This window comes from Nocardia sp. NPDC005825, assembly GCF_040630175.1.
GTDB lineage: Bacteria > Actinomycetota > Actinomycetes > Mycobacteriales > Mycobacteriaceae > Nocardia.
On the sequence record NZ_JBEXXC010000004.1, the window covers coordinates 313,532 to 331,849 of the forward strand.

Consider the following 18,318-nt stretch of genomic DNA (forward strand, 5'->3'; position numbering starts at 1 on the left):
GTCGGAGGCGAGCGAGCCGGTCAACGCGGAAGCTTGTCCAGGACCGCCGAGAACTCGTTGGCGAAGCCGAGACGCTGGGCGATCATGCCCAGCTGCTCGTCGGGGTAGAGGTCGGTCTCGGCCAGGATGACCGACAGCACCGGCTCGGGCAGGCCCAGGTCGGACAGCACGCCGAGGTCGCCCTCCTCCCACGGTTCGACGTCGTCGAGCTCGTCGGGGTCGATGTCGGGGATCTCGACATTGAGTTCCTCGAGCACGTCGGCCGCGATGTCGTAGTCGATGGCGGCCGTGGCATCCGACAGCAGGATGCGGCTGCCGGTCGGGCCCGGGCGCAGAATGATGAAGAACTCGTCGTCGACGTCGAGCAGGCCGAATACCGCGCCGGAACTTCGCAGCGCACGCAATTCGTGCTCGGCCGCGGTCAGACTGGACAGGGACGCGTCGCTCAGCGGCGTCACCTTCCAGTTGGCTTCCTCACGGACAACGGCCACCGCGAACCCTTCCACGTCGTCGAAGTCGTCCGACGCCGCCCTGTTCGTGCTCGAGCGTTGTGCTGCCATGCGCGCAACGGTAGTCCGCTTCGGGGGAAATGTTGAAGTCGTATGCGAATCTGATCGCATGACGGGCACTTCGAAACCAGCTGTCTGCGTCCTGGGTACCGGTTTGATCGGCGGTTCGGTCCTGCGGGCCGCCGCCGCCGGCGGCTACGAGGCCTTCGGCTACAACCGGTCCGAGGTCGGCGCCAAGGCCGCCCGGATGGACGGCTACGACGTGATCAGCGACGTGGAGGCAGTGCTGGCGCGCGCCGCGGAACGCGACGCGCTGATCGTGATCGGCGTGCCCATGCCCGCCATCGACGCGGTGCTCTCCGATGTGAAGACCTTCGCCCCCGACTGCGTACTCACCGACGTGGTCAGCGTGAAGGCCCCCGTCGCGGCCGCCGTGCAACGCCACGAACTGAGCGCCCGCTACGTGGGCGGTCACCCGATGGCCGGGACCAGCGAATCCGGTTGGGCCGCATCCACTCCCGACCTGTTCAAGAACGCCGCCTGGGCGGTCAGCGTGGACCCGGGCGTGCACGCCGACAACTTCCGGCGCGTCGCCCAGCTCGCCCTGGACTGCGGCGCGGTGGTGGTCCCGGTGCTGGCGGTGGAACACGACCGCGCGGTCGCCCGCATCTCGCACCTACCCCACGTGCTCGCCGAGGCCCTCGCCATCGAAGGCGCCAACGGCGGCCCGCTGGCGCTCGGCCTCGCGGCGGGCTCCTTCCGCGACGGCACCCGCGTCGCCGCCACCTCCCCCGACCTGGTCCGCGCCATCTGCGAACCCAATGCCGCGGCCCTGCTGGACGTCCTCGACGACACCCTCGAGGTGCTCACCCAGGCCCGCGACAGCCTCCGCGCCAACGGCACCATCACCGAACTGACCGAGGCCGGTCACGACGCCCGCACCGACTACGAGGACAACGAGCGCTGGCCGATCACCGACATCGCCCTCGGCGAGCGCAACTGGCTCACCAAGCTCATCGACGCCGGGCGCGCCGGCGGTGTTCTCACCGCACTGGACTGACCGGGATCAGATCCGTTCGGCCAGGCCCGGATAGTCGAGGAGGAATCCGTCCTGGTCGACGGTGACGGTCGCCGAGGACACCGGGGACAGCACGTGGATGCCGTCCGGCCCGCTGCTGTACGTGAGGCTGGCCTCCTGCACCAGCAGGTCCGGTAGCCGCACGTAGACGACCGGAACCTGCACGTCCTCGCTCGCCCGGGCCAGCCCGTAGCGGCGGATCGGGAGCGTGTTGAAGAACGGGCTCAGCACCACGTCCACATCCAGCGCCCCGCCGAAGGTGGAGCGCACATGGGTGTTTCCGGCGTCGATCAGCCAGTAGTCCTCCTCGTCGCGCGCGATCGAGGCGTGACGTTCGCCGGTGGCCAGGGTGCTGCGCAGCGACAGCCGCTTGGTGACCCCGGATTCGTCGGTGACCAGGTCGTAGGAGGCGCTGAACGCGGGATGGTCCTCGCAGTCGCCGGCGATGATCCGGCCGGCGGCGCGAATCCGGTTGCCGCTCAGCACCACCCGCACCGATTCCATGCGTGAGGCGTTGTGTGCGCGCCAGGTGAGAATGGCCGGCCACCGCGGCGCCACCGGCTTGGCGTCCTCACTCCCGTTATCCGTCACGCCTATAACCGTAGTTGCAGGCCCCGGCTCGTCCGAGATCCCCGGCCGGTATCACTTCCGGGACCCGACATCGTGATCAACATGCAATGGTGCGGAGCGGTTCTCGGCGTTTCCGCACGCCACCGCCCGCCGATCGATCGCCCGAGTGATAGCGACCGGCTCTGGAAGTCCGGCTCTGCCGGGCGTTGCGCTCGGTGTGGATGAGGGGACTCGAGTAACGTGCTCTGCGGCACGGGGACTCCGGGGTGAAAGGGACTGTTGTGACGGGCGCGCGGATGGTCGGCCTGTTCGCCGGCATCGGTGGGCTGGAACTCGGGCTCGCGACCCACGGATGGCGCAGTGAACTGCTCTGCGAGATCGATACCGGTGCGCAGGCCGTGCTGGCGGCGCATTTCCCGGGCGTGCCACTGCATTCGGACGTGACCAAGCTGCGCGCGCTGCCGTCCGGGATCGAGCTGGTGGCGGCCGGATTCCCGTGCCAGGACCTGTCCCAGGCCGGGCGCACGGCCGGAATCACCGGTTCCCGTTCGGGTTTGGTGGACGAGGTGTTCCGGCTGGTCAAGCGCAAGCGGGGACCCCGCTGGCTGCTCATCGAGAACGTGCCGTTCATGCTGCAGCTCGGCGGCGGCGCGGCCATGCGCCACATCACCGACGCGCTCACCGAACTCGGCTACACCTGGGCCTATCGCGTGGTCGACGCACGCGCCTTCGGGCTGCCGCAGCGGCGGGAGCGGGTGCTGATGCTGGCGTCCCGCACCGACGATCCGCGGCCCATCCTGTTCGGGACCGACGCGGGCCCGCGGGAGGTCGGCGATCCGGCGCACGATCCGTGCGGCTTCTACTGGACCGAGGGCAATCGCGGACTGGGCTGGGCGGTGAACGCCGTGCCCACCTTGAAAGGCGGTTCGGGCCTCGGCATCGCCAGCCCGCCCGCCGTCCGGCTGCCATCGGGGGAACTGGTGACGCCGGGCATCACCGACGGGGAGCGGTTGCAGGGCTTCGACCGCGACTGGACCACGCCGGCGCTGGAGGTCCCGGGCGTGCGCCCCGGGCATCGCTGGAAGCTGGTCGGCAACGCGGTGAGCGTACGCATGGCCGAGTGGATCGCCGGGCGCGTCACCAACCCGGCCGACGACCCGATCCCCGACGGCGAACCGCTGACCCGCCGCAGCTGGCCGACCGCGGCCTGGGGGCATCGCGGGGAGGTGCGGCGGGTTCCGGTGTCCACCTGGCCGGTTCACGCGCCATACGAGGACCTGCGCTGGTTCCTCGACGATCCCCGGCTGCTGTCGGCCCGGGCGACCGCCGGATTCCTGCGCCGCACCCGGATGGGTTCGCTCCGCTTCCCCGAGGGCTTTCTCGACGATGTCGAGAACCATCTCGAGCGCATGGGAGGCGCACCCGTCAAAGCCGCGTGATCCTTGCCCGACACACCTGCCACGGCAAGGATGGCCGGATGACGGATGCGCGGCCGGGCACCGATGCGGCGACCAGTGCCCGCATGGCCAAGCAGCGCCGCGTGGGCACGAAGCCGGAGCTGGCCCTGCGGCGGGAATTGCATCGGCGTGGTGAGCGCTACTTCGTGGACCGGGCGCCGCTGCCGGGACTGCGGCGGCGGGCGGATCTGGTGTTCCCGCGGCGGAAGGTGGCGGTCTATGTGGACGGGTGCTTCTGGCACAGCTGCCCGCAGCACGCGACCCGGCCGAAGAACAATGCCGACTGGTGGGCCGAGAAGCTGGCGGGGAACGTGGCACGCGACCGCGACACCGATGCCCGGCTGGAGGCCGCGGGCTGGACCGTGGTGCGGGTCTGGGAACACGAGGCCGCCGAATCGGCTGCCGACCTGGTGATGACCGCTTTGTCGCGCGGGCTGTGAGGTCGCTGTCAATACATGGGCGACAATGGACTGGTAACCGGACCACCCGACCAGTCCGGATGGAACGAAGAAACTGCCGGGCAGGGCAGGACGAGTGAGCGAGGCCAGCGAAAGCGAGCGCGGTGATGCCAACCGAGCAGAAACTAGCCGAGGCGGCTCCGAGCACGACCGTGCTCCAGCCGCGATGGCGACGGGTACTGCGATGGTTCATCGCGATCTTGATCGCGGTCGCCGGACTCGGCTACTCCTCCTGGGTCCTGGAATTCATCCTGCCCATCCAGAGCAACCCGACCAACACCTTCCTCAGCCAGCTGGCCGAGAAGGGCGCACCGTTCCGCTGGGTCTTCACCACCGGTGACACCGTCTCCGGCTCGCTGCTGGTGGTGGCGGGGCTGGGCGGCGTGCTGCTGTTCTCGCGGCGGCTCTACTCCACCATCGGCTGGGTGGCGCTGGCCTGCTTCGGCGCGGCCACCATCGCGGACGCGCAGTGGCCGATCGTGCCCGACGAACCGGGCGCGCCCAAACGCTATGTGGACACCGGACTGTTCCCGCAGCTGCATCAGATTCACGCGCTGACCAGCACCCTGGCCGTCTTCTCCATCTACATCGCGATGATCGCGTTCACGGTGGCCGCGTTCAAGTACCGGCGCTGGCCGATCCTGCGGCACACCGGCCTGTGGATTCTGATCGTCGGCTCGGTGGTGACAGCGTGGATGCTGATCGCCGACAACCTGCCCGGCAACTACGGCCTGGGCATCGCGCAGCGCATCCAGGTCGGGGCCATGTCCCTGTGGCTGGTGGCGCTGGCCGTGCAAATCGTTGTGGCCGAACGCGATTCCGGGACGCCGTCCCGACACCGGCGCACCGCGCGCTCGTCCGACCGCTGACCGCCCGCAGCGGTTAGGGTCGGATCGTGACCAGCGACGCGCACCTCGCCGACACCGCCGCCCAGCTCGACACCGTCGCCACCGCGACCGAGCGCCTGCTCCCCGCGGTCGCCGCGTTGAGCGAGACCGACCTCGTCGACCCCTCCCTGCTGCCCGGCTGGACCCGCGGCCACGTGCTCGCGCACCTCTCCCGCAATGCCGACAGCCTGGTCAACCTGCTGCTGTGGGCCCGCACCGGCATCGAAACCCCGCAGTACGCAAGCCAATACCTCCGCGACGCCGATATCGAGGCCGGCGCCCCGCGCCCGCTGCGCGACCAACTCGAGGACCTGACCGCCTCCGCCGAACGCTGGCTGGCCCTGGCCCGGGTCATGCCCGCCGACCGCTGGAACGCCACCGTCCGCAACCGCATGGGCGGTGAGATCCCCGCGACCCGCGTCATCTGGATGCGCCTGCTGGAGGTGGAGATCCACCACGTCGACCTGAACATCGGCTACACCCCCGCCGACTGGCCCGAGGAGTTCACCACCCGCCTCCTCGCGCAGTCCCTGAGCGAGGTGCAGCCCGCCGACGGCGCGGGTTTCACGGTCACCGCCACCGACACCGGCTTCACCGGCACGGTGGGCACCCAGGGCCCCGAAATCACCGGCCCCGCCGCGTCCCTGGCGGCCTGGCTCATCGGCCGCTCCCCCGGCGCCGACCTGTCCGGCGATCTTCCCGCCCTCGCCGCCTGGAAGTAGCCGCACCCACCAAAAGTCAAAGGCCCCACACCGTTTGGTGTGGGGCCTTTGTTTGTGCGCCCGAAGGGATTCGAACCCCTAACCTTCTGATCCGTAGTCAGATGCTCTATCCGTTGAGCTACGGGCGCATGTCTATTCAAATGTCCACCCGGCGTACCGGGCAGTGGCGGAGGCGAGAGGATTTGAACCTCCGGTCCCCGTGAAGGGACAACTCATTAGCAGTGAGTCCCATTCGGCCGCTCTGGCACGCCTCCTGGTGCCCCTCTTCGAGGGCGCCGGTTCCTTTCGAACCGCCGGGACAGAAGATTACACAGCGGGTGACCAATAGGCCAAATCGGCTGGTCAGCGTAGGTGCGAGTCGAACCATTCGTAGATTCTGGTCTGTGCGTCGAGCACGGAGACGTCGTCGAGGGCGGCGGGGTCGAATCCGGGTTGGTCGGGGCGGTGGTGGAGACCGGGGTAGGTGACCACCAGGGTGGCGACGTCGGCGCGGGCGGCGGCCTCGCGGAGGCGGTCCACCTGATCGGGCGGCGTGCGCGGGTCGTCCTCGCCGAAGAGGCCGAGCCAGGGGGCCTGGAAGGCGGGCGCGGCGGCGAGCAGGGCGACGGCCTGCTCGGTGAGGGGTGTTTCGATGCCGGGGGCGGCGACGCTGACGGCCGCGCCGACGCGGCGGTTGGTGGCGACCAGGGCGGCGGCGGTGCCGGCGGAGTCGAAGCCGAGGACGCCGATGCAGTCGCGGAAGACGCCGTGTCCGGTCAGCCACTCGAAGCAGGCGTCGAAGTCGGCGAAGAGGTCGTCGCCGAAGACGCGGTCGACGAGGCTGCCGTTGGCGGGGCGGTGGAACAGGTCGGGGGCGATGACGGTCCAGCCGTCGGCGGCGAGCGCTCGCATGAGTTCCAGCAATGGCTCGGTGAATTCACGTGATTCGTGCAACACCACGATGCCGCCGCGCGTGTGTCCCTCGGGTTCGAGCACGGTCAGCGCTATCGCGGTGGTGTCGTGCACAGGGGCCAGTTCTCGATAGATGCCCGACATAGGGCCACTGTAGTTGCGCTAGGTAAAAACGGGATAAATCTTTCCCCCGGTCAGGAGGGCCGGAGATACTCCAGCCGAGCGCGATTCGAGCCCGGTTCGGGGCCGCCGAGCAAACCCCGGCAGACATTCGCGCAAACCGGACCACACCCCCGGGCGACCCCGCCGGCGCTGGACATAGGGTGGAGGGGTGAGCGCGCACATTCGCCCGGACCTCGATGCCATCCCGGCGTACGTCGCCGGCAAGACCCACCCCGGCGCGGTGAAGCTGGCCAGCAATGAGACCACCTTCCCGCCGCTGCCGTCGGTGACCAAGGCCATTGCCGAGGCGGTCGAGCTGTCCAACCGGTACCCGGACAACCACGCCATCGAATTGCGCGGCGCCATCGCGGATTTCCTGGGCGTGGAGCTGGAGAACGTGGCGGCCGGGTGCGGCAGCGTCGCGCTCTGCCAGGAGCTGGTGCAGATCACCTGCCGCAACCCCGACGACGAGGTGCTGTTCGCGTGGCGCTCGTTCGAGGCGTACCCGATCGTCACCCAGGTGGCGGGCGCGAAGGCGGTGCAGGTGCCGCTGGACGATGAATTCACCCACGACCTGGACGCTTTGGCGGCGGCGATCACCCCGAAGACCCGCGTGGTGTTCGTGTGCAACCCGAACAATCCGACCGGCACCGCGCGCGGCCGGGCCGAGATCGTGGAGTTCCTCGACAAGGTGCCCTCCGACGTCCTGGTGGTGCTGGACGAGGCGTACTTCGAGTATGTGCGGATGCCCGCCGAGGACTTCCCGGACGGCGTCGAACTGGGCCGCACGCGCCCGAATGTGCTGGTGCTGCGGACGTTTTCGAAGGCGTACGGCCTGGCGGGGCTGCGCGTCGGCTACGCGGTCGGCGCGCCCGAGGTGATCACCGCGCTGATGAAGGTGCACATCCCGTTCAGCGTGAGCCGGGTGGCGCAGGCGGCGGCCATCGCGTCGCTGGAGGCGCGTCCGGAGCTGATCGAGCGCACCGATGCGGTTGTGGCCGAACGGGATCGCATGCGCGCCGCGCTGCTGGCCGCGGGCTACCGGGTGCCGGCGAGTCACGCCAACTTCGTCTGGCTGCCGCTGGGCGACCGCAGCGCCGAATACGGGGCGGCCAGCACCGAGGCGGGGGTCATCATCCGGCCCTACGGCGCGGACGGCGTGCGCGTCACGGCGGGCGATCCGCACGAGAACGACGCGTTCCTGGCGTTCGCCACCGATCCGGCGACGATCGCGCGGTTCATCTAGAACACGTTCCTGTTAGGGTCGGCACGCGCCTCGAATCCACACCGGCGCAACCGAAGACCTGACAGGGGGCGCCGCCGCATGCCGTTCGTGACGACCGAAGACGGAGCGAAGATCCACTATCGCGACACCGGCGGCGACGGCCCGGCGGTGCTGCTGATGCACGGCTTCTTCCAGGACACCGAGATGTGGGCCGCCCAGGAGGCATCCCTGGCCCCGGACTACCGGATCGTCACCATCGACGCGCGCGGCCACGGCCACACCGAGGACCCGGCCGAGCCGTTCGACAACTGGCGATTGGCCTGGGACGCATGGGCTGTCATCGATCACCTCGGCCTGGACCGGCTGGTCGTGGGCGGCCTGCTGCAGGGCGGCTGGATCGGCATGCGCATGGCGCTGCTGCAACCCGCGCGGGTACGCGGCCTGATCCTGATCGGCACCCGCGCCGACGCCTACGACGACGCGGAATCCGTTGGCTTCGAGATGATCATCATGAACCAGTGGATCCTGGGCGACGTCCCGCTGGAGCCCATCGCCACCCCGATCGCGGTGCAGATGATCGGCGGCACCCGCGAACAGCGCCGCTACTGGCTCGACAAGTGGAACGCCGCGGACCGGCGTCGGCTCGAGCAGGCCGGACGCTGCCTCATCGACCGCGAGTCCATCGTCGACCTGGTCAAGGACATCACCGCCCCCGCGCTGCTCATGCACGGGGTGCAGGATCAGATCCACAGCCGCCGCCAGACCGAGGAACTGGCCGCGCAGCTGGGCGGTCCGACCCGGGTCGAGACCATCGAGGGGCTGGGCGCGGCCCACTCGGTGCCGTTCACCCACCCCGAGGTCACCGACCCGATCATCCGGGACTGGCTCGCGAATCTGCCCGCCTAGAGACACGAGATGCCGACGGCCAAGGGGTGTGAAACCCCTTGGCCGCCAGCATCTTCACGCGGAAGCGGAGGGATTTGAACCCCCGGTTGCTTTCACAACGCTCGCTTTCAAGGCGAGTGCATTCGGCCGCTCTGCCACGCTTCCAAGCGGACTGATGGTAACTGATGGCGCGTGCGGTCGGCCTGCCGTCTCCGGATCGGCGCAACCGGTCACTCGAGATCGGCGGCCGACCTGGTGTCGGCGCGGTGGTCGGCGGCCAGGTTCACCAGGTCCAGGGCCGCGGCCACCGCGGCCAGCTGCTGCGGTGTGAGCAGGTCCACGAAGAACCGGCGGACCGCGGCGACGTGGGCGGGCGCGGCGGTCCGCAGCCGGCACAGGCCCTCGTCGGTGAGCTGGGCCAGGACACCCCGGCCGTCGTCCTCGCAGGCGATGCGGCGGACCATGCGCTGCGCCTCCATGCGGCGGATCTGGTGGGTGAGGCGGCTGCGGGAGGACAGCACGCCGTCGGCGAGGTCGCTCATGCGCAGGGCGCGGCCGGGGGCCTCGGAGAGTTTGGTCAGGATGCGGTACTCGGCCAGGGACAGGTCGCAGTCGCGTTGCAGCTGCCGGTTGAGGTCGGACATGAGGCGCTGGCTGCCGTCCATGTAGGCGCGCCAGGCACGCTGCTGCTCCGGGGTGAGCCACCTCGGTTCGAGCGTGTTCCGGCCCGCGGCCGCGGCCACCGGCTCATTGTTGTGACGGCGTGTGATCGCCCCTCCTCAGCTCGGCGGTCCCGCGCGGTTTCCCCCGCAGGATTCCTCCGCGCGCGCAGGCTAAACGCGGTAGGACGAGATCATGGTGCGGCTCAGTTCGTGCGGCCCGCGGCAGCCCGAAAGCCCCATGGCCGCATCGAAATCCGCGAGCAGGCAGCGCAGCGCGTGGCGCACGCCGTCCGCGCCCGCCAGGCCCAGGCCGTACACCCAGGGGCGGCCGTAGAGGACTGCCTTGGCGCCCAGCGACAGCGCGATCATGACGTCGGAGCCGGTGCGGATGCCGGAGTCGAAGAGCACGTCCGCGCGATCGCCGACGGTGGCGACGATGGTCGGCAGCGCGTCCAGCGCGCCGATCGCCCCGTCCACCTGACGGCCGCCGTGATTGCTCACGATCACCGCGTCCGCGCCCGCGTCCACCACCTGGCGGGCGTCGTCGGGGTGCAGGATGCCCTTCACGGCGATAGGCAGTTCGGTCCAGTCCCGCAGCCGGGCCAGGTCCGCCGGACGCAGCGCGTGATTGCCGAACAACCCGGACCAGGTGAGCACGGCCGCGCGCAGCGCCTCCTCGCTCTCCTCCGGCGGGGCGCTCAGCTTGGCCCGGAAGACCGGGTCGGACAGGTAGTTGGCGATGCCCTGGCCGTGCAGGAACGGCAGGTGACCGTGCTGGAGATCGCGGGGCCGCCAGCCCAGCGCGGGGGTGTCGGCGGTGACGACGATGGCCTTGGCGCCGGACTTCTCGGCGCGTTCGACGAAGGAGCGGGCCAGCTCCATGTCATTGGGCCAGTACAGCTGATACCACCAGGCCCCGGCCCGGGCGCCCACGTCCTCGATGGTGGAGGAGGCGGCGGTGGACAGGCACATCCCGATGCCCAGTTCCTTGGTGACGTCGGCGACGAAGGTCTCGCCGCGCTCGCGCAGCAGACCCAGCACACCGACCGGCGCGGTGAGAATCGGTGCGGCCAAACGGGTTCCGAGCACCTCGACCGAGTGGTCACGCGCGCCGGGCCCGCTCGCGCCGCGCAGCACGCGCGGCAGCAGCCGGTATTTCTCGAAGGCGGCGAGATTGGCGTGCGCGGTGCGTTCGGAGGACGCGCTGCCCGCCACATAAGCGAAGGCCGCCGGATCCAGCTCTTGCCGAGCCCGTTCTTCCAGGCCCGCCGCGGTCATCGGGAGCGCCGGGACAGCGCCCGCCAGACCGGCGAGATAGATCTCGTTCTGGAAGTCGACGAAACTGCTCATGCCCCGGAACGCTAGTACCTTCGACCCGGCCGCGTATCGGGTCGAAAGTACTCGGGGACTATCGGCGGTTTCGGACGCGGACCAGGGCGCGCGGAGCGTCGTTGGCGACGAATCCGGACACCGCCATGGCGGCCAGGATGACCATGCCGCCGAGAACGGTCAGGGTGGTGATCATGGAGTCTCCTTTCGATTCCCTCCCCACACGGTGCCGGTCGAAGCTGAGAGGATGCTGTACCGCGCCCGAGGGTGGCCTGACAGTAATCGGTGCGGCTCGGTCGTAGGCTCGTTTTCATGTATGCGGTGACACTCGACGGTTTCGGTGGGCCAGAGGTCATGAAATGGGCGCAGGTGGACGACCTGCCCGCGCCCGGACCGGGCGAAGTGGCGATCGATGTGACGGCGGCGGGGGTGAACCGCGCGGACCTGCTGCAACGGCAGGGCCTGTATCCCCCGCCGACCGGCGCGAGCGAGATCCTGGGCCTGGAGGTGTCCGGGACCGTCGCGGAAGTCGGTCCCGGCGTACGGGATTGGCGTCCGGGCGATCGGGTGTGCGCGCTGCTGTCCGGCGGCGGCTACGCCGAACGGGTGAACGCGCCCGCCTCCCAGCTGCTGCCGGTCCCCGACGGCCTGGACGTGGCCGCCGCGGCCGCGCTGCCGGAGGCGGCGGCCACCGTGTGGTCCAACCTGGTGATGACCGCGGGCATGCACAGCGGCCAGTTGCTGCTGATTCACGGCGGCGGCAGCGGCATCGGCACGCACGCCATCCAGGTGGCGCGGGCGCTGGGCGCGCGGGTGGCGGTGACGGCCGGATCGCAGTTCAAGCTGGATCGATGCGCGGAATTGGGCGCGACGGTGCTGATCAATTACCGCGAGCACGATTTCGTGACCACGCTGCACAGCGAATATCCCGGCGCCGACATCATTCTCGACAATATGGGCGCGTCCTATCTGAAGCGCAATGTCGAGGCGCTCGCCGAGGACGGGCATCTGGTGGTGATCGGCATGCAGGGCGGCGTGCAGGCGGAACTGAATCTGGGCGTGCTGCTGGGCAAGCGGGGCTCGGTGCACGCCACCAATCTGCGCCGCCGCCCCGAGCACGGGCGCGGGTCGAAGGCGGAGATCATCTCCGAACTGCGCCGCCACCTGTGGCCGTTGATCTCCGACGGCACCGTGGCGCCGGTGGTGTCGGCCGAGGTTCCGGTGACCGAGGTGGCGCGGGCGCACCGCCTGCTGGACTCCGAGGAGACCGTCGGCAAGGTGATCCTGCAGATCCGCGAGGTCTAGGGCCTAGGTGTCGAGGGCGGCCAGCGCGCGGCCGAGCTGGTCGATCTCGAAAGTCGTTGTGTAGGGCGCGAGTCCGATGGTCACGGCGCCGCCCTCGTCATTGACGCCCAGGGCGTCGAGCAGGCGGCTGCCGCCGTGGGAGCCGCTCAGCGTGCCGATGCGGGCGTCGGCCAGCTTGGCGGAGACCTTCTCCGCCTGCATGCCGGCGATCGTGAAGCTCACCGTCGGGATGCGGGTGGAGGCGCGGCCGATCACGGTCAAGTTGGGGATGGTGTCCAGCACCGCCATCAGATGCTCGAAGAGCTGATCGTGATAGTCCTGCAGCGAGGTGATCGACATCTCCAGGCGTTCGCGGCGGGTGCCGGTGGCGCGCTCGTCCAGCGAGGCCAGGTAGTCGATGGAGGTGGTGAGCCCGGCCAGCAGCGCGTACTGGTGGCCGCCCACCTCGAGCCGTTCCGCGCCCTTGGCATACGGATTCAGCGACATGGACGGAATCCGGTCCAGGAAGGCCGGATCGCGGAAGACCAGCGCGCCGATCTGCGGGCCGCCCCAGGCCGGTGCGCTCAGGGCGATCACGTCGGCGTTGAGTTCGTCGATGTCGATGAGCGCGTAGGGCGCGGCGCCGAAGCAGTCGGCGACCAGCAGGCCGCCGACCTCGTGCACGCGGTCCGCGGCCACCCGGACCGCGGGCGCGGAGCCCACGATGGGTGAGGCGGCGGTCAGCGCGACCAGGCGGGCGGTGGGTCCGATGAGTTCCTCGAACTGCCAGGCCGGCATCTCGCAGGTCTCGATCTCGACCTCGGCCCAGCGCACGTGCGCGCCATAGCGATTCGCGATGCGCAGCCAGGGCGCGACATTCGCCTCGTCATCCAGGCGCGACAGCACGATCCCGGTGCCCAGACCCAGCCGGGAGCTCAGCGATTCGGCCAGCCAGGCCAGCAGGACCGCGCGATCCGGGCCGAGCACCACACCCGCGGGATCGCCGCCGACCAGATCGGCGACGGCCTCGCGCGCGGCCTCCAGGATCGCGGCGCTGCGCTTGGCCGCGCCGTGCCGATTGGAGTGCGAGAAGGCGGAGGTCCGGAAACCCGTTGAGACGGCCCGGGATACCGAATCCGGGACCAGCATGCCCGCTTGAGGGTCTAGATGGATCCAGCCGTCGCCCAGGGACGGAATCAGGCCCCGCACCCGTGCGACGTCGTAAGTCATGCTGGCCACTCTAAAGGGAGAGGGCACGACTGGGTAACGGTAGGGATGGAAGCGTCCTCCCAGAAAGGGACGACCTGCATCTACCGAACAAACTGGACGGGACGTCGCTGTCCGGCCTACCCACGGCTTCGTTTCGCACGGGGCGGGAGTTACACGTGCGGCACCGGATGCTTGCGGATCGGGGTGCGGACTTAGCGGGTTCGGTACGGATTGGGCAGGATGGGAGACATGACGCAATCCGATGGGGTTCCGGAGAACATTGTCGTGATCGGACCCGAAGGGAAGCCGCTGTTCATCCCGGCGGCGGCCCAGATCGGCGGCGAGCCGGTGGAGATCACCGGACAGGTTGTCGGTGACGATAATTCGAGCATTCTGGACGACTCCCAGGAGAAGGAGGAGTCGCTCGCCGACATGGTGGAGCAGCCCGCGAAGGTCATGCGCATCGGCACCATGATCAAGCAGCTGCTCGAGGAGGTCCGGCACGCGCCGCTGGACGACGCCTCCCGCACCCGCCTGCGCGAGATCCACCGCACCTCCATCCGGGAACTGGAAACCGGCCTCGCCCCCGAACTCCGCGACGAGCTGGAGCGGCTGGCCCTGCCCTTCACCGACGAGACCATCCCCTCCGACGCGGAACTGCGCATCGCCCAGGCCCAGCTGGTCGGCTGGCTGGAGGGCCTCTTCCACGGCATCCAGACCGCCCTGTTCGCCCAGCAGATGGCGGCGCGCGCCCAACTCGAGCAGATGCGCCAGGCCCTCCCGCCCGGCATGAGCCACGGCGACCCCCGCGGACAGCAGGGCACAGGCGGCGGCCAATACCTCTGAGCCACCACCCCTCGGCGCCGCGAACACCCGGTGTTCGCGGCGCGTCTCGTTCTGGACTGAGCGGAGCGGGGGAGCGCAGCGGAGGAGCGGAGGGAGGGAAGAACGAGACCTCCAGCGCCGCGAACCCGCCCGTAGCGAAGCGGAGGGCAAAATGCTTCCGATAAGGTCGGGTGCTGTGCCTGCTGCTGCTCCCCCAGACTCGGCGAAGACCGACGTGCGCCCGGACGCTGAGACCGTGCCGCTCGTGTCGGATTCCCAGTCCTTCGGTCGCGCCTTCAAGGATTTTCGCGACGGGTTCTCCCAGCGTGAACTATGGCTGGCATTGGGGTGGCAGGACATCAAGCAGCGGTACCGGCGTTCGGTGCTGGGCCCGTTCTGGATCACCATCGCCACCGGTTTGCAGGCCGCCGCGATGGGCGTGCTCTACGCCACACTGTTCGGGCAGTCGCTGAGTTCGTATCTGCCGTACGTGACAGTGGGTTTGATCGTCTGGAATGTGATCAATGCCAGCATTCTCGAAGGCTCGGATGTCTTCATCGCGAATGAGGGCTTGATCAAACAGCTGCCGTCGGCGCTGAGCGTGCACGTGTACCGCTTGGTGTGGCGGCAGTTCCTGTTCTTCGCCCACAACCTGATCATCTACGTGGTGATGGTGCCCGTGTTCGGGATCTGGCGGCATCTGCACTGGTCGGCGCTGCTGGCGATTCCGGCGCTGGTGCTGCTGTTCCTCAATGCCATCTGGGTGACGATCGTGTTCGGCATCTTCAGCACCCGTTATCGGGATCTGGCGCCGATCCTGGGCAGCACCACCCTGATGTTGTTCGTGCTCACCCCGGTCATGTGGAAGACCTCGGCGCTGTCGGGCACCGCCAGCGACCGGGCCAAGCTGGCCGAACTGGTACCGACCTTCCACTACCTGGAGATCGTGCGCGCGCCCCTGCTGGGCGACCCGATCCACCTCCGCAGCTGGATTGTGGTGGTGGCGATCACCGTCGTCGGCTGGATAGTCGCGATACTGGCTATGAAGAAGTTCCGTTCCCGAGTCCCCTACTGGGTGTGAAGGCTCAATGACCGACCGTGTGAGTATCGAGACCCAGAACGCGTGGGTGGAATTCCCCATCTTCGACGCCAAATCCCGATCGCTGAAGAAAGCGGTACTGGGTTCGGCCGGTGGGGCCATCGGGCGCAACCAATCCGATGTGGTGGTCGTGGAGGCGCTGCGGGATATCTCGCTGTCGCTGAAGGAAGGCGATCGCGTCGGCTTGGTCGGCCACAATGGCGCGGGCAAATCGACACTGCTGCGGTTGCTTTCGGGCATCTACGAACCGACCCGCGGCAGCGCGCGGATTCGCGGCCGGGTGGCGCCGGTCTTCGATCTCGGCGTGGGCATGGACCCCGAGGTCTCCGGTTACGACAACATCATCATTCGGGGCCTGTTCCTCGGGCAGACCCGCAAGCAGATGCTGTCCAAGATCGACGAGATCGCCGAATTCACCGAGCTGGGTGACTATTTGGCGATGCCGCTGCGCACCTACTCGACCGGTATGCGGGTGCGTCTGGCGATGGGTGTGGTGACCTCCATCGATCCGGAGATCCTGTTGCTCGACGAGGGCATCGGCGCGGTCGACGCGGAATTCATGAAGAAAGCTCGGGTGCGTCTGCAGGAATTGGTCTCGCGCTCTGGCATTCTCGTCTTCGCCAGCCATTCCAACGAGTTCCTGGCCCAGTTGTGCGACCACGCCATGTGGATCGATCACGGACAGGTGCGCATGCAGGGCGGCATCGAGGACGTGGTGCGGGCCTACGAGGGCCCGGAGGCGGGTGATCACGTGGCGCAGGTGCTGCGGGATCTGGAACGTGAACGTGAACCGGAACGGAATCCCGCATGAGTGAGCCATCCACCCCCCTTTACGGCGACGAGGCCCGCATCGTCGCCATCGTGGTCACGCACAAACGCCGGGAGCTGCTCGCCGAATCGCTGAAGGTGCTGAGCAGCCAGACCCGTCCGGTCGACCATCTGATCGTGGTCGACAACGGCAACGAGTCCGAGGTGGGCGAGCTGGTGAAGCAGCAGCCCATCGAATCCACCTACCTGGGTTCGGAACACAATCTGGGCGGTGCCGGCGGTTTCGCGCTCGGCATGCTGCACGCCCTCACCATGGGCGCGGACTGGGTGTGGCTGGCCGACGACGACGGCCGGCCCGAGGGCCCCGACGTGCTCGCCACCCTCTTCGACTGCGCCGAACGGCACTCGCTGGTCGAGGTGTCGCCGGTGGTCGCCGATATCGACGACCCGGACCGGCTGGCCTTCCCGCTGCGCCGCGGCGTGGTGTGGCGGCGGCTGCGGTCCGAACTGGGCGACGAAGACTTCCTGCCCGGCATCGCCTCGCTGTTCAATGGCGCGCTGGTGTCCGCGACCGCCGTGGACAAGATCGGCGTCCCCGACCTGCGACTGTTCGTGCGTGGCGACGAGGTGGAGGTGCACCGGCGGCTGGTGCGATCCGGGCTGCCCTTCGGCACCTGCCTGCAGACCGCCTACCTGCACCCGAACGGGTCGGCCGAGTTCAAGCCGATCCTGGGCGGGCGCATGCACACCCAGTACCCGGACGATCCGGTCAAGCGGCACTTCACCTATCGCAACCGCGGCTACCTGATGGCTCAGCCCGGCATGCGAAAGCTGTTGCCGCAGGAAGTCGCCCGCTTCGGCTGGTTCTTCCTGGTGCAGCAGAAGGACCCCGCCGGGCTGATGGAGTGGCTACGCCTGCAGCGGATGGGCCGCCGGGAGCAGTTCGACAAGCCCTCGTCGTAGGGCTCGGAAAATACGTTGCGCGGACGGGGACGGCCTGACAAGGTTGTCCCCGTTCTTGTTGGGAGCCCTCGCCTCGGCGACGGCATGAGGAGAGATGGGAGGTGGAGTTACGTGACGACGACCGTGCGGATTGCCGCGCCCGCGTTCACTGGCGCGGTGTGCGCCTCCACCTCGAATTCCCCTCGCTGAGTCCGTGATCCGGGCTCGGCCCGTCGAAGGACTCCCCCATGTCTTCGGTCGATCTCGACCTGCTCTCCCCCTACGGCTGGAACTCCGCTCTCGCCGCCGAGTATCTGCCGCTGCTGGGCGCGGACCTGATTCCCGCCCGCGTCATCCGCATGGATCGCAGCGAATGCGATATCGCCGCACCACTGCCCACCGCCGACTACCAGAGCCGTTTGACGGCGGCGGTGGTCCGCGCACAGCTCCCGCGCTCGGATTCCGAGGTCAGCGGACTGTGCACCGGCGACTGGGTGGCCATCGATCGCACCCGGACCGTGCGGGCCCTGTTGCCGCGCCGGACCGCCATCGTCCGGGCGGCCGTCTCCGGACAGCCCGATTCCCGCGCCAAATCCGCGCATCAGGTGCTGGCCGCGAATGTGGACACGGTGCTGGTGTGCACCGCCGGCGACGGGGACGTCGACCTCGGGCGCATCGAGCGGCTGCTCGCGCTGGCCTGGGAATCCGGCGCCCAGCCGATCGTGGTGCTCACCAAAGCCGATCTGGCGCGCGATATTCCACTCGAGGACGTCCGGGCCGCCGCGCCCGGGGTGACCGTGCTGGCGGTCAGCGCCGCCGGCGGGGTCGGCATGGACGTGCTGGGCTCGCTGCTGACCGGCACGGTCGCGCTCATCGGGCCGTCGGGTGCGGGCAAGTCCACGCTCGCCAACGCGCTGCTCGGCGCGGAGGTCTTCGCCACCCAGGCGGTGCGCGAGGGCGACAAGCGTGGCCGGCACACCACCGTGCACCGCGAACTGCGACCGCTGCCCGGCGGCGGCACGCTCATCGATACGCCCGGACTGCGTTCGGTCGGTCTCTGGGATGCCGCGGAGGGGCTGGGCCGCACCTTCAGCGATGTCGAATCCCTGTCCGCCGAATGCCGTTTCGGCGACTGCGAGCACCGGACCGAACCCGGCTGCGCGGTGGTCGCGGCCATCGAGTCGGGTGCGTTGCCGCAGCGCCGGCTCGACAGCTACCGCAAGCTGAGCCGCGAGAACGACTGGCTGGCCTCCCGCACCGACGCCCGGCTGCAGGCCGAGCGCAAGAAGGTGTGGAAGGACATCAACAAGAGCCAGCGGCGGATGTACAAGGAACGCGGCGGCAAGCAGCGCTGAG

Annotated in this window: 19 protein-coding genes and 3 tRNA genes; 13 read left to right on the forward strand and 9 right to left on the reverse strand. The window is 69.1% G+C overall.

What is annotated here, in order from left to right:
* Positions 1-20: 20 nt before the first annotated feature.
* Complete coding sequence (locus ABZ382_RS13720) at positions 21-560, reverse strand: tRNA adenosine deaminase-associated protein (RefSeq protein WP_357088038.1); 540 nt, start codon at positions 558-560, stop codon at positions 21-23.
* 58 nt (positions 561-618) lie between these two features.
* Between ABZ382_RS13720 and ABZ382_RS13725 the strand changes: the two genes are divergently transcribed.
* Positions 619-1,569: a prephenate dehydrogenase gene (locus ABZ382_RS13725; RefSeq protein WP_357088041.1), complete on the forward strand. Its 951-nt coding sequence runs from the start codon at positions 619-621 to the stop codon at positions 1,567-1,569.
* A gap of 6 nt (positions 1,570-1,575) precedes the next feature.
* Here ABZ382_RS13725 and ABZ382_RS13730 read toward each other — a convergent pair whose 3' ends face one another.
* Positions 1,576-2,178, reverse strand: coding sequence for a putative glycolipid-binding domain-containing protein (locus ABZ382_RS13730; RefSeq protein WP_357088043.1), 603 nt, complete (start codon positions 2,176-2,178; stop codon positions 1,576-1,578).
* Between the two features lie 275 nt (positions 2,179-2,453).
* Here ABZ382_RS13730 and dcm point away from each other — a divergent pair, with 275 nt between their 5' ends.
* The 4 genes from dcm (at position 2,454) to ABZ382_RS13750 (ending at position 5,681) form a co-directional block, all read left to right on the forward strand.
* Positions 2,454-3,596, forward strand: a complete 1,143-nt coding sequence (gene dcm / locus ABZ382_RS13735; RefSeq protein WP_357088757.1) for a DNA (cytosine-5-)-methyltransferase — start codon at positions 2,454-2,456, stop codon at positions 3,594-3,596.
* Between the two features lie 38 nt (positions 3,597-3,634).
* Complete coding sequence (locus ABZ382_RS13740; protein WP_357088046.1) at positions 3,635-4,054, forward strand: very short patch repair endonuclease; 420 nt, start codon at positions 3,635-3,637, stop codon at positions 4,052-4,054.
* Between the two features lie 125 nt (positions 4,055-4,179).
* Positions 4,180-4,941, forward strand: coding sequence for a DUF998 domain-containing protein (locus ABZ382_RS13745; protein WP_357088048.1), 762 nt, complete (start codon positions 4,180-4,182; stop codon positions 4,939-4,941).
* A gap of 26 nt (positions 4,942-4,967) precedes the next feature.
* Complete coding sequence (locus ABZ382_RS13750; protein ID WP_357088050.1) at positions 4,968-5,681, forward strand: maleylpyruvate isomerase family mycothiol-dependent enzyme; 714 nt, start codon at positions 4,968-4,970, stop codon at positions 5,679-5,681.
* A 55-nt stretch (positions 5,682-5,736) separates the two neighbouring features.
* On the opposite strand, the gene ABZ382_RS13755 is transcribed toward ABZ382_RS13750, so the two are convergent.
* The 3 genes from ABZ382_RS13755 to ABZ382_RS13765 form a co-directional block, all read right to left on the reverse strand.
* Positions 5,737-5,809, reverse strand: a tRNA-Arg gene (locus tag ABZ382_RS13755).
* A gap of 36 nt (positions 5,810-5,845) precedes the next feature.
* Positions 5,846-5,935, reverse strand: a tRNA-Ser gene (locus tag ABZ382_RS13760).
* 88 nt (positions 5,936-6,023) lie between these two features.
* Complete coding sequence (locus ABZ382_RS13765) at positions 6,024-6,716, reverse strand: dienelactone hydrolase family protein (RefSeq protein WP_357088052.1); 693 nt, start codon at positions 6,714-6,716, stop codon at positions 6,024-6,026.
* 187 nt (positions 6,717-6,903) lie between these two features.
* Between ABZ382_RS13765 and hisC the strand changes: the two genes are divergently transcribed.
* Positions 6,904-7,980: a histidinol-phosphate transaminase gene (gene hisC, locus ABZ382_RS13770; RefSeq protein ID WP_357088055.1), complete on the forward strand. Its 1,077-nt coding sequence runs from the start codon at positions 6,904-6,906 to the stop codon at positions 7,978-7,980.
* An 87-nt stretch (positions 7,981-8,067) separates the two neighbouring features.
* Positions 8,068-8,865 (forward strand): alpha/beta hydrolase, encoded by a 798-nt coding sequence (locus ABZ382_RS13775; protein ID WP_357088058.1) that lies wholly within the window; start codon positions 8,068-8,070, stop codon positions 8,863-8,865.
* A 59-nt stretch (positions 8,866-8,924) separates the two neighbouring features.
* Here ABZ382_RS13775 and ABZ382_RS13780 read toward each other — a convergent pair.
* From ABZ382_RS13780 to ABZ382_RS13790, 3 genes are all read right to left on the reverse strand, one after another.
* Positions 8,925-9,009: transfer RNA gene (locus ABZ382_RS13780), tRNA-Ser, on the reverse strand.
* 65 nt (positions 9,010-9,074) lie between these two features.
* Complete coding sequence (locus ABZ382_RS13785) at positions 9,075-9,509, reverse strand: MarR family transcriptional regulator (protein ID WP_357088760.1); 435 nt, start codon at positions 9,507-9,509, stop codon at positions 9,075-9,077.
* A gap of 168 nt (positions 9,510-9,677) precedes the next feature.
* Complete coding sequence (locus ABZ382_RS13790; RefSeq protein ID WP_357088060.1) at positions 9,678-10,856, reverse strand: alpha-hydroxy-acid oxidizing protein; 1,179 nt, start codon at positions 10,854-10,856, stop codon at positions 9,678-9,680.
* A gap of 291 nt (positions 10,857-11,147) precedes the next feature.
* On the opposite strand from ABZ382_RS13790, the gene ABZ382_RS13795 reads away from it, so the two are divergent.
* A complete protein-coding gene (locus ABZ382_RS13795) occupies positions 11,148-12,140 on the forward strand; it encodes an NAD(P)H-quinone oxidoreductase (RefSeq protein WP_357088063.1) in 993 nt (330 codons plus the stop codon).
* Positions 12,141-12,143: 3 nt separating this feature from the next.
* On the opposite strand, the gene ABZ382_RS13800 is transcribed toward ABZ382_RS13795, so the two are convergent.
* Complete coding sequence (locus tag ABZ382_RS13800; protein WP_357088066.1) at positions 12,144-13,349, reverse strand: cysteine desulfurase-like protein; 1,206 nt, start codon at positions 13,347-13,349, stop codon at positions 12,144-12,146.
* Between the two features lie 228 nt (positions 13,350-13,577).
* On the opposite strand from ABZ382_RS13800, the gene ABZ382_RS13805 reads away from it, so the two are divergent.
* From ABZ382_RS13805 to rsgA, 5 genes are all read left to right on the forward strand, one after another.
* Entirely contained in the window at positions 13,578-14,174 is a 597-nt protein-coding gene (locus ABZ382_RS13805) for a bacterial proteasome activator family protein (protein ID WP_357088069.1), read from the forward strand.
* A 244-nt stretch (positions 14,175-14,418) separates the two neighbouring features.
* Positions 14,419-15,234: an ABC transporter permease gene (locus ABZ382_RS13810; protein WP_357088072.1), complete on the forward strand. Its 816-nt coding sequence runs from the start codon at positions 14,419-14,421 to the stop codon at positions 15,232-15,234.
* A 7-nt stretch (positions 15,235-15,241) separates the two neighbouring features.
* On the forward strand, positions 15,242-16,063 hold the full coding sequence (locus tag ABZ382_RS13815) for an ABC transporter ATP-binding protein (protein WP_357088075.1): 822 nt from the start codon (positions 15,242-15,244) through the stop codon (positions 16,061-16,063).
* Positions 16,060-16,983, forward strand: a complete 924-nt coding sequence (locus tag ABZ382_RS13820) for a glycosyltransferase family 2 protein (protein WP_357088078.1) — start codon at positions 16,060-16,062, stop codon at positions 16,981-16,983. The genes ABZ382_RS13815 and ABZ382_RS13820 overlap by 4 nt, the downstream gene beginning before the upstream one ends.
* 227 nt (positions 16,984-17,210) lie before the next feature.
* Positions 17,211-18,317: a ribosome small subunit-dependent GTPase A gene (rsgA, locus tag ABZ382_RS13825; protein WP_357088081.1), complete on the forward strand. Its 1,107-nt coding sequence runs from the start codon at positions 17,211-17,213 to the stop codon at positions 18,315-18,317.
* Position 18,318 lies beyond the last annotated feature (1 nt).

Bases quoted from the DNA above. Each gene is read 5' to 3' on its own strand.
- ABZ382_RS13795 (WP_357088063.1), top strand. From the start codon at position 11,148: ATGTATGCGGTGACACTCGACGGTTTCGGTGGGCCAGAGGTCATGAAA.
- ABZ382_RS13815 (WP_357088075.1), top strand. From the start codon at position 15,242: ATGACCGACCGTGTGAGTATCGAGACCCAGAACGCGTGGGTGGAATTC.
- ABZ382_RS13745 (WP_357088048.1), top strand. From the start codon at position 4,180: ATGCCAACCGAGCAGAAACTAGCCGAGGCGGCTCCGAGCACGACCGTG.
- ABZ382_RS13790 (WP_357088060.1), bottom strand. From the start codon at position 10,856: ATGAGCAGTTTCGTCGACTTCCAGAACGAGATCTATCTCGCCGGTCTG.
- ABZ382_RS13805 (WP_357088069.1), top strand. From the start codon at position 13,578: ATGACGCAATCCGATGGGGTTCCGGAGAACATTGTCGTGATCGGACCC.
- dcm (WP_357088757.1), top strand. From the start codon at position 2,454: ATGGTCGGCCTGTTCGCCGGCATCGGTGGGCTGGAACTCGGGCTCGCG.
- ABZ382_RS13765 (WP_357088052.1), bottom strand. From the start codon at position 6,716: ATGTCGGGCATCTATCGAGAACTGGCCCCTGTGCACGACACCACCGCG.
- ABZ382_RS13800 (WP_357088066.1), bottom strand. From the start codon at position 13,349: ATGACTTACGACGTCGCACGGGTGCGGGGCCTGATTCCGTCCCTGGGC.
- ABZ382_RS13820 (WP_357088078.1), top strand. From the start codon at position 16,060: ATGAGTGAGCCATCCACCCCCCTTTACGGCGACGAGGCCCGCATCGTC.
- ABZ382_RS13725 (WP_357088041.1), top strand. From the start codon at position 619: ATGACGGGCACTTCGAAACCAGCTGTCTGCGTCCTGGGTACCGGTTTG.
- ABZ382_RS13720 (WP_357088038.1), bottom strand. From the start codon at position 560: ATGGCAGCACAACGCTCGAGCACGAACAGGGCGGCGTCGGACGACTTC.
- rsgA (WP_357088081.1), top strand. From the start codon at position 17,211: ATGTCTTCGGTCGATCTCGACCTGCTCTCCCCCTACGGCTGGAACTCC.
- ABZ382_RS13785 (WP_357088760.1), bottom strand. From the start codon at position 9,509: ATGGACGGCAGCCAGCGCCTCATGTCCGACCTCAACCGGCAGCTGCAA.
- ABZ382_RS13740 (WP_357088046.1), top strand. From the start codon at position 3,635: ATGACGGATGCGCGGCCGGGCACCGATGCGGCGACCAGTGCCCGCATG.